7 protein-coding genes and 1 tRNA gene are annotated in these 6,741 nt (G+C 68.7%); 2 read left to right on the forward strand and 6 right to left on the reverse strand.

What is annotated here, in order from left to right; all coding sequences use genetic code 11:
• Both VMJ70_15665 and VMJ70_15670 read left to right on the forward strand, forming a co-directional pair.
• On the forward strand, positions 1–286 hold a 286-nt coding region (locus tag VMJ70_15665; GenBank protein HTO92569.1), incomplete at its 5' end, for a hypothetical protein.
• Positions 266–340 (forward strand) — tRNA-Cys (locus tag VMJ70_15670). The genes VMJ70_15665 and VMJ70_15670, both read left to right, overlap by 21 nt.
• Positions 341–401: 61 nt before the next feature.
• Here VMJ70_15670 and VMJ70_15675 read toward each other — a convergent pair.
• From VMJ70_15675 to VMJ70_15700, 6 genes are all read right to left on the reverse strand, one after another.
• The gene (locus VMJ70_15675; protein HTO92570.1) at positions 402–1,547 is read right to left on the reverse strand and encodes an NnrS family protein; all 1,146 of its coding nucleotides are present in this window, start codon (positions 1,545–1,547) and stop codon (positions 402–404) included.
• Positions 1,548–1,551: 4 nt separating this feature from the next.
• Complete coding sequence (locus VMJ70_15680; GenBank protein HTO92571.1) at positions 1,552–2,379, reverse strand: class I SAM-dependent methyltransferase; 828 nt, start codon at positions 2,377–2,379, stop codon at positions 1,552–1,554.
• Positions 2,380–2,482: 103 nt separating this feature from the next.
• Positions 2,483–3,109, reverse strand: coding sequence for a hypothetical protein (locus VMJ70_15685; GenBank protein ID HTO92572.1), 627 nt, complete (start codon positions 3,107–3,109; stop codon positions 2,483–2,485).
• A gap of 140 nt (positions 3,110–3,249) precedes the next feature.
• On the reverse strand, positions 3,250–4,215 hold the full coding sequence (locus VMJ70_15690; protein HTO92573.1) for an alpha/beta fold hydrolase: 966 nt from the start codon (positions 4,213–4,215) through the stop codon (positions 3,250–3,252).
• 9 nt (positions 4,216–4,224) lie between these two features.
• A complete protein-coding gene (locus tag VMJ70_15695; GenBank protein ID HTO92574.1) occupies positions 4,225–5,751 on the reverse strand; it encodes an ankyrin repeat domain-containing protein in 1,527 nt (508 codons plus the stop codon).
• A 191-nt stretch (positions 5,752–5,942) separates the two neighbouring features.
• Positions 5,943–6,741 (reverse strand): hypothetical protein (locus tag VMJ70_15700; GenBank protein ID HTO92575.1); only part of this gene is annotated, 799 nt, incomplete at its 5' end.

Consider the following 6,741-nt stretch of genomic DNA (forward strand, 5'->3'; position numbering starts at 1 on the left):
AGACGCCGACGACATCATCATCCGACGTGATCCGGCCGGCGGCACAGCGGAGCACCGAATCGTGGTGAGGGAACCCGGCGACCTGTTCATTGGAGCGGTGCCCGTGCGGCGCGTCAGCGTTCGGGGCCTGAATGCTCGGCACCATTCACCTTCATCGGACGCGCCGAAGGCTCCGAAGCAGCGCGCGTGCGCTTGCCGCTGGATCGAACGCGGTGATAGCCTCGCCGCCCTTCAGCAACTGCGGGCGATCCCCCGACTCCTGGATGGCGGCATAGCCAAGTGGTAAGGCGAGGGTCTGCAAAACCCTTATCCCCCGGTTCGAATCCGGGTGCCGCCTCCAATTCCCCCGTCCGCGGCCGCCGGCGACTGCGGCGCGCTCATTGGCCGGTGCCGGCGGCAAATCACGCCGCGGGAGTGGCTCGCGAGCGCATGAGCGGCAGGGCCCGCGCCAGCCACCAGGTCCAGACCGCGCACCACAGCGCGCCGCTCGCCCCGAGCCACAGGTTGGCGCGCGCCGGGCTCGCTTCGGCCGCCAGCCGCGCCGCCAGCGCGAGAAGCATGGTCGCCAGCATCGTGGGCGTGAACAGCACGCTCTCCACGCTCAACGCCTGGCGGCTGTGCGACACCACCACGCGGGTCGCCACGCCCAGAGTCAGCAACGCGAATCCGCCGAGAAAGGTGAGATGGAGGAGCGCCGTGTCGTGCGCCGGCCACAGCGCCGCGCCGATCAGCCCCAGCACGATCGACCAGCCCGCGCCCCACAGCGCCCACGCGGCGGCTCGGTTGCGCCCCGGCATCCGCCACGGCCGCCAGACCAGCAGCACGATTGCGGCGCCCACGATCGCGCGCAGCACCGCGCCGGCACGCGCGAGCTTCGCCGCCTCGAGCACGAACGACGTTGCGAGCAGCACGATCGCCGCGAGGTAGAGCGCGCGCCGTCCGCGCCGCTCGTGCGGCGCCGCGATACCGCGAATCGTCAACGGATCGCGAAACTGAGCGAAGGTCGGCACCAGCAGTCCACCCAGCCCGATCACCAGCGACAGCACCATGCCGAGCGAGGTGAGACGTTCGGCGAAGCGCGGCGGCAGATCGAGCGGCGCGTCCAGCGCGAGCGCCAGCCGCAGTGCGGCTCCGATCATTCCCGCGAGCAGGCCGAACGCCACGAACCGGTACTCCTCGGGCGGCGCCTGGGCGCCCGGCTTGATCCGGCTCGCGAGCGCCACCGCGGCCACCAGCAGCGCCGCCAGCGAGGCGGCTTCGGCGATCGCCGTCCAGCCGGCCAGCGCCGCGCCGATCGCAACCAGCATCGCGCCGGTCGCGAGCCCCAGCTCGATCGGGCGGCACTTCGGGCCATGCGTGAACGCCGGCATCGAGGTGAGCAGGAAGCCGAGCACGAACGCGGTCTCGAACCCCGGCATCATTAGCGAGCGATGCAAGGGTCCGGGCCAACCGAAGAGGCCCAGCGCCTGGAGCGGCCAAACTCCGGCGCCGATCAGGCCGCACGCCGCGCCGATCGGGAACAGGATCCGATAGGGTTCGATCGCGATCGACCTACAGCTTGATGGCGCGCGACATCAGATAGCTCTGCCGGACGGTGTTGTCCTCGAAGTAGATCGCGGCGAGCGCGTCGTACTCCTGGCGGAACTCCCGCAGCTTCGCCGGATCGGTGCCCGAGAGCGTTTCCACCAGCTTGATCACCGGGCCCGCCGTCTGCTCGGTGACCCAGCGATTGTGCTGCGGACTCAGTGTCGGCGCCATCAGCACGTCGCGATCGAAGGTCAGGTCCTTGACCGCGGAGCCGAGCCGCTCGCGCACGATGTTGGGATCGCCCCACTGGACCGGCGGCGACACGCCGGGCGGCGGCGGGGGAAGATAGCGTGCGACCAGTACGAACATGCGACCGATGTAGTGATCCGGTGGCCAGGTCGAGAAGGCGATGGTGCCGCCCGGCTTCAGGACGCGCAGCATCTCGCCGATCGCCACGTCGGGACGCGGCGCGAACATGTGGCCGTACTGGCTCAGCACCACGTCGAAGCGTTGGTTCTCGAACGGCAGCTTCTCGACGTCCGCTTCGTGCCAGTCGACTTCGAGACCGGTGATCTTCGAGTTCTCGCGCGCCTGAGCCAGCAGCTCGGGCGTGAGATCCGCGCCGGTCACTCTCGCGCCCACACGCGCCGCGGTCAGAGCCACTACGCCGGTGCCGCACGCGACGTCGAGCACGCGCTGGCCCTCTTTGACGCCCGCGAAGCGCACCAGTCGCGCCGCCGGGGGGGTGGTGAACGTGGCGAGCGGCGCGAAGTGCACCCATGACTGCTTCTGCATCGCCTTGAACTTCTCGATCGGATCCGCGCTCATCGTGATGTTGGTCTGGGTGTCCATGCTGGGGCCTCCGCAGTGGGAACAGGGAACCAGGAGCCTAAGCAGGGGAAGCTCCGTTGTCACCTGCTACGTTCGGAGGGCGCGGGAGTGACCGCCGCGCGGCTCAGGCCACCTTGCGCGTCGCGACCTTCACCACCTCGGACCTCGAGATGCCGCGCTGCTTCATCCACGCCATCTGCTCGGCGTAGGCGGCGACGAATTCGGGGCCGACCGTGGTGGTGGTGCAAGACTTGAGGCCCGCGGAGCTTCGCTCGCGGCGCGCGCGCTCGAGAAGAGTGGCCGGGGAGGCGCCCGGGCAGTTGAAGACCCGCATGTCCTCGCGCCGCTTGAGGCCCGTCGCCGGAGCGGTGGTGTGGGTGCACGAGCCTCCGTCCGTGTACCTCGAGAAGACGTCGAAGAACACGCCCACCACTGGATGGTCGTAGATCGCCACCCCTATGGATTCCGAGCGGTTGGCGAGAAGCTGCAGCGAGAGCCCGGGCATCTCGGGGATCATGAACAGCCCCGCGCTCTCGAATCCGGCGCGTCGGAACTCGGCCGCGACAGCTTCGACCCGCGCGGCGTTGCGAAGCTTCGAGGGATCGGTGGGGGTCAGCTGGATGTTGTCGGGCTGCTTGGAGAGCGCGGCTTTGCCAATGGACTTGCCGAACAGCGCGGCAATCACGACGCGCGACAGCGGCGTGAGGAACAACACCGCGAGCACGAGCAGAACGATGAGTCGAATGGTCATGGCGGCCTCCAGAATCGAGTGACTGGTACCGGGAGGTTATCGGCGGCCGAACGCCGCGGATTGATCCGAAGGGCGGCCGGCCAGGGGCCGTTTGGAGACGCCCCACGCCGGCGTGCTCGCGCGGCGTTTCCCAGCGGAGCTTAGGGCCCGATGAGGGCCGTCAGCACCGGATAGGTGATCGACGGATTCCCGCCGGCCTGCCGGGGATCCACCACGTCGTGGTTGAGCTTCAGCTCCTTCGGAAACTGAAAGGCCACCAGGTCGCGGACGCCATGGCGGCGCCACTCCGAGACCAGCGTGGTGCAGAGGCCGTTGTCGATCGCCATGTCGCTCCCGACCGTGATCACCGCCAGCGACCGGCAGAGCGGCGGGTGTCGTTCGGCGTCCTCGAGCGTCGTCCAGCCCATCGTCAGCATGGCCGAGATCGAGTGCGTGGCGAATCGCGGGTAGACGTAGGTGGGGCCCGCCAGCTTCTCCTTCCGGGCCGGATCCCACCACATGAAGCTGTTCGGGAACGCGCCCATCAGCCGGGCCACGACCGGGGAGCGCCGGCCGCGTGCCACCGACAGCCCGATCATCGGGGCGATCATCACGGCGCGATCGACACCCGGCCGGTGCTGCGCCACCCAGGCCGCGATCGAGCCGCCGATCGAGAGTCCGGCCACCGTCACGCTGTCGCCGAGGCCGCTGGCGGCGTCCATGACGCGATCGGTGAACGCGCGCATTTCGGGTGCGGACATGTGGGCGAGGTCGCCGGTCATGCGATTGGCGAGCCCGTGGTGCGGCAGGCGCGGGATCAGCACGTTGGCCCCGCGCGCGAACGACAGGCGTCCCAGCGAGTCGAACTGCTCGGGACAATTGGTGAGGCCATGGAACATCACGATCACGCGATGCGTCTTCGCGCCGTGCGTCATCAGGCGCGTGCCGCATTCGCTCGAAATGCCCTGTGCCTCGGCGGCCCGCAGCGAATCCACCAGCCGCACGGCGTCGTCGTAGCCGGCCACCGGATGCGGGTCGCAGGCCAGCCCGGTACGGGGAAGTGGTCGCGAAAGCCACACGGCGATCGCGACCACCATCAGAAACACCGAGAGCGGAATCCAGCGCATCGGCTCCGACTATAGCCGCTCCGAGGCCCCGCGCTTCCGCAGCACGTGCATCACCGGCTCGCTGGCCTCGAACCGGTCGGTGATCGCGGGCGGGTCGAGGCCGGCATCGAGGAGCGCCTCGACCACGCCGGCGTAGTCGCCTTCCTGGCGATGCCAGCTGTGGAGCGAGCCGTGAATCGCCCAGCCCAGCGGGGTCGCATCGTTGTTCCAGTCGCGAAGCGCGATCGGCGACCGGTGCTCGAGCAGCGTGCGAACCATCCCCGCGTTGCCGTGCCAGGCCGCCCAGTGGAGCGCCGTACCCCCCATCTGGCCACGCGCGTCGGTCGGCCAGCCGGCCTCCAGCATCAGGCGGACCGCACGGGCGTTGTTGTTCTGAGCCGCGTTCACCAGCTTGACCCGGTCGTCATCGGAGAGATTTCGCGCCAGCTCGGGACGTTCACGCATCAGCCGCCGGAACAGCGCCTCGTCGCCCAGCACGCACGCCAGCGAGAGCTTGAGCTCGTCGGGACTGCGCTCCAGCAGCAGCGCGAGGACGTCGTCGTGCCGGTATTCCTGCGCGACCAAATGCGCGGTCTTGTGCAGGCCCAGCTTCCAAATGTAGATGGTGCCGCCGGCCCGCGGGTCACGCTTCGGAAACCACTCCTCGGAAACGCTCATGCGTACGCAGTCGGGATGCGCGTCGAGATGCCGGCGGGTCAGCTCGAGGTCTCCCAGCGCCGAGGCCATGAGCAGATCGGTGCGGCAGCCCCGCGAGATCAGGAACCGCACGATGTCGATGTGGTCCCGAACCTGATATTGCGCGGCGGTGGAATCGTGATCGATGTCGAGCGCGTCGATTTCGGCGCCATGATCGACCAGCCAGCGCGCAATCTCGAGACTGCGCGCGAAATGGAGCGGCGTCTGGCCATCGCCGCCGCGCGCGTTCACCAGTGCCGGCTCCGCGCCGATCTTGCGTTTCAGCTCGTCGAGCATGCCGAGGCGCGCCGCGGCGTGAACGTCGACGCGCGCGCCGCGCTGGATGAGGTAGTGCGCCAGCGGGCCATCGTGGTCGAGCACGCCGAAGCCGCCGGCCCACCAGTGGCTGCGCTGATTGATGTCGGCGCCGGAGTCGAGCAGCAGGTCGATCATCTTCCGGTTGTTCCAGGGCACGGCCGCGATCAGCGGCGTCGCCCCGAACGACAGGCCCGGGAACGGATCGTTGAGCCGCTTCTTCAAGCCCGGGTTCTGCGCGAGCACGCGGGCCGCGAGCTCGGCATCGTCGGACTTGATCGCCGCTACCAGCTCGCCGGCGCCGCCCGACTCGTCGGTGCTGGCCTCGACGTGATGCTTGAGCGCCGCCCAGGTCGCGAAGCCGTACTCGCGCGCGATGGCGTGCTGCGCATCGGCCAGCTTCGGCGCGGCGGGAATCGGCGGCGTGATGAGCGATCGAAAGCGCTCGGCCGCCTGAGGATCGCGTGCTTCGAGACTGCGCAGCAGATCCTTGGCCTGATGTTTCAGATGTTCGAGATTGGGGTGTTCGGGCAGCAGGCGGGTCATGACTCCTCCCTTCCGAGGCGCCCAGTGTCCGCTCGATTGGGCAGAAGAGAGGTCCAATCCAGTTCGAGGTGAGGCGCAGGTGGGATGGTCCCTTCCCGCGGACGGGATGCGACCTGCATCGCGAAGAGCATCATAGATTCTCCTCGCGTGCGCCGGCAACGGGAAATAGTCGAAGCCGGCCGTCCCGAGAGCTAGGCGATCGACTCGAACACGCGATCCCAGCGCCGCATGAGGCTCTCCTCGCCGTACTCGCGCTCGACGAAACGGCGCCCGCGCTCGCCGGCCTCGTGGCGCGCCCGCTCGTCGGCCATGTGCTTTTCGAGCATCGGCAACCATTCGGCCTCGGTGCGACAGGTCATCGAGAGACCGGCAGCGCTCATGGCGCGCAGATAGGCGGGGGTCGCCGAGGTGATCGCCGGAACACCCATCCGCCAGAAGAAGATCAGCTTGTTCTCGGGCTTGCCGGCGAAGAACGGCTGATCGAGCGGGATCGGGATCACGGCCAGATCGCAGGCGGTGCAAATCGTCGACAGCATCGAGACGTTCCACTGATAGAGATAGGCGCCATCGCCGAGCATGCGCTTCACCAGATCGCGCGCCGGGCGCAGTCCGATGTAATTCGATCCCACCGGCACCGCCAGATCGGTGACGAGATGCAGCTCGACCCGATGCCTGCGGCGCAGCTCGCGCCACACCACCGCCCAGCCTTCGAAGGTGCGCAGGTTGACTCCCAGACCTTCCCAGACCAGCCGGAACGGGTCGCCGCTTCGGTAGTCGGACTTGAAGGCGAGGACCTCCGAACTCTGGAAGTCGAGGATCACGTGCACGTTCTTCGAAAGGCGCGCGATCCGCTGTTGCTGCTCTTCGGTGGCACAGATCACGGCGTCGGCACGGCGGCAGGCGGCCTCGATCAGCGAGCGGTAGTCGAGGTGCAGTCGTCGCGTGTGGCCGAGCAGGAACTTGGCGGCCCCGCGCACCAGCGCCCTGGGC

Origin of the sequence: Candidatus Sulfotelmatobacter sp., from assembly GCA_035498555.1 — a bacterium.
Taxonomy (GTDB): Bacteria; Eisenbacteria; RBG-16-71-46; order RBG-16-71-46; family RBG-16-71-46; genus DATKAB01.

What these genes read in the sequence shown, in the direction of transcription:
- VMJ70_15680 (HTO92571.1), bottom strand. Translation starts at nt 2,379, where the DNA reads ATGGACACCCAGACCAACATCACGATGAGCGCGGATCCGATCGAGAAG.
- VMJ70_15685 (HTO92572.1), bottom strand. Translation starts at nt 3,109, where the DNA reads ATGACCATTCGACTCATCGTTCTGCTCGTGCTCGCGGTGTTGTTCCTC.
- VMJ70_15690 (HTO92573.1), bottom strand. Translation starts at nt 4,215, where the DNA reads ATGCGCTGGATTCCGCTCTCGGTGTTTCTGATGGTGGTCGCGATCGCC.
- VMJ70_15695 (HTO92574.1), bottom strand. Translation starts at nt 5,751, where the DNA reads ATGACCCGCCTGCTGCCCGAACACCCCAATCTCGAACATCTGAAACAT.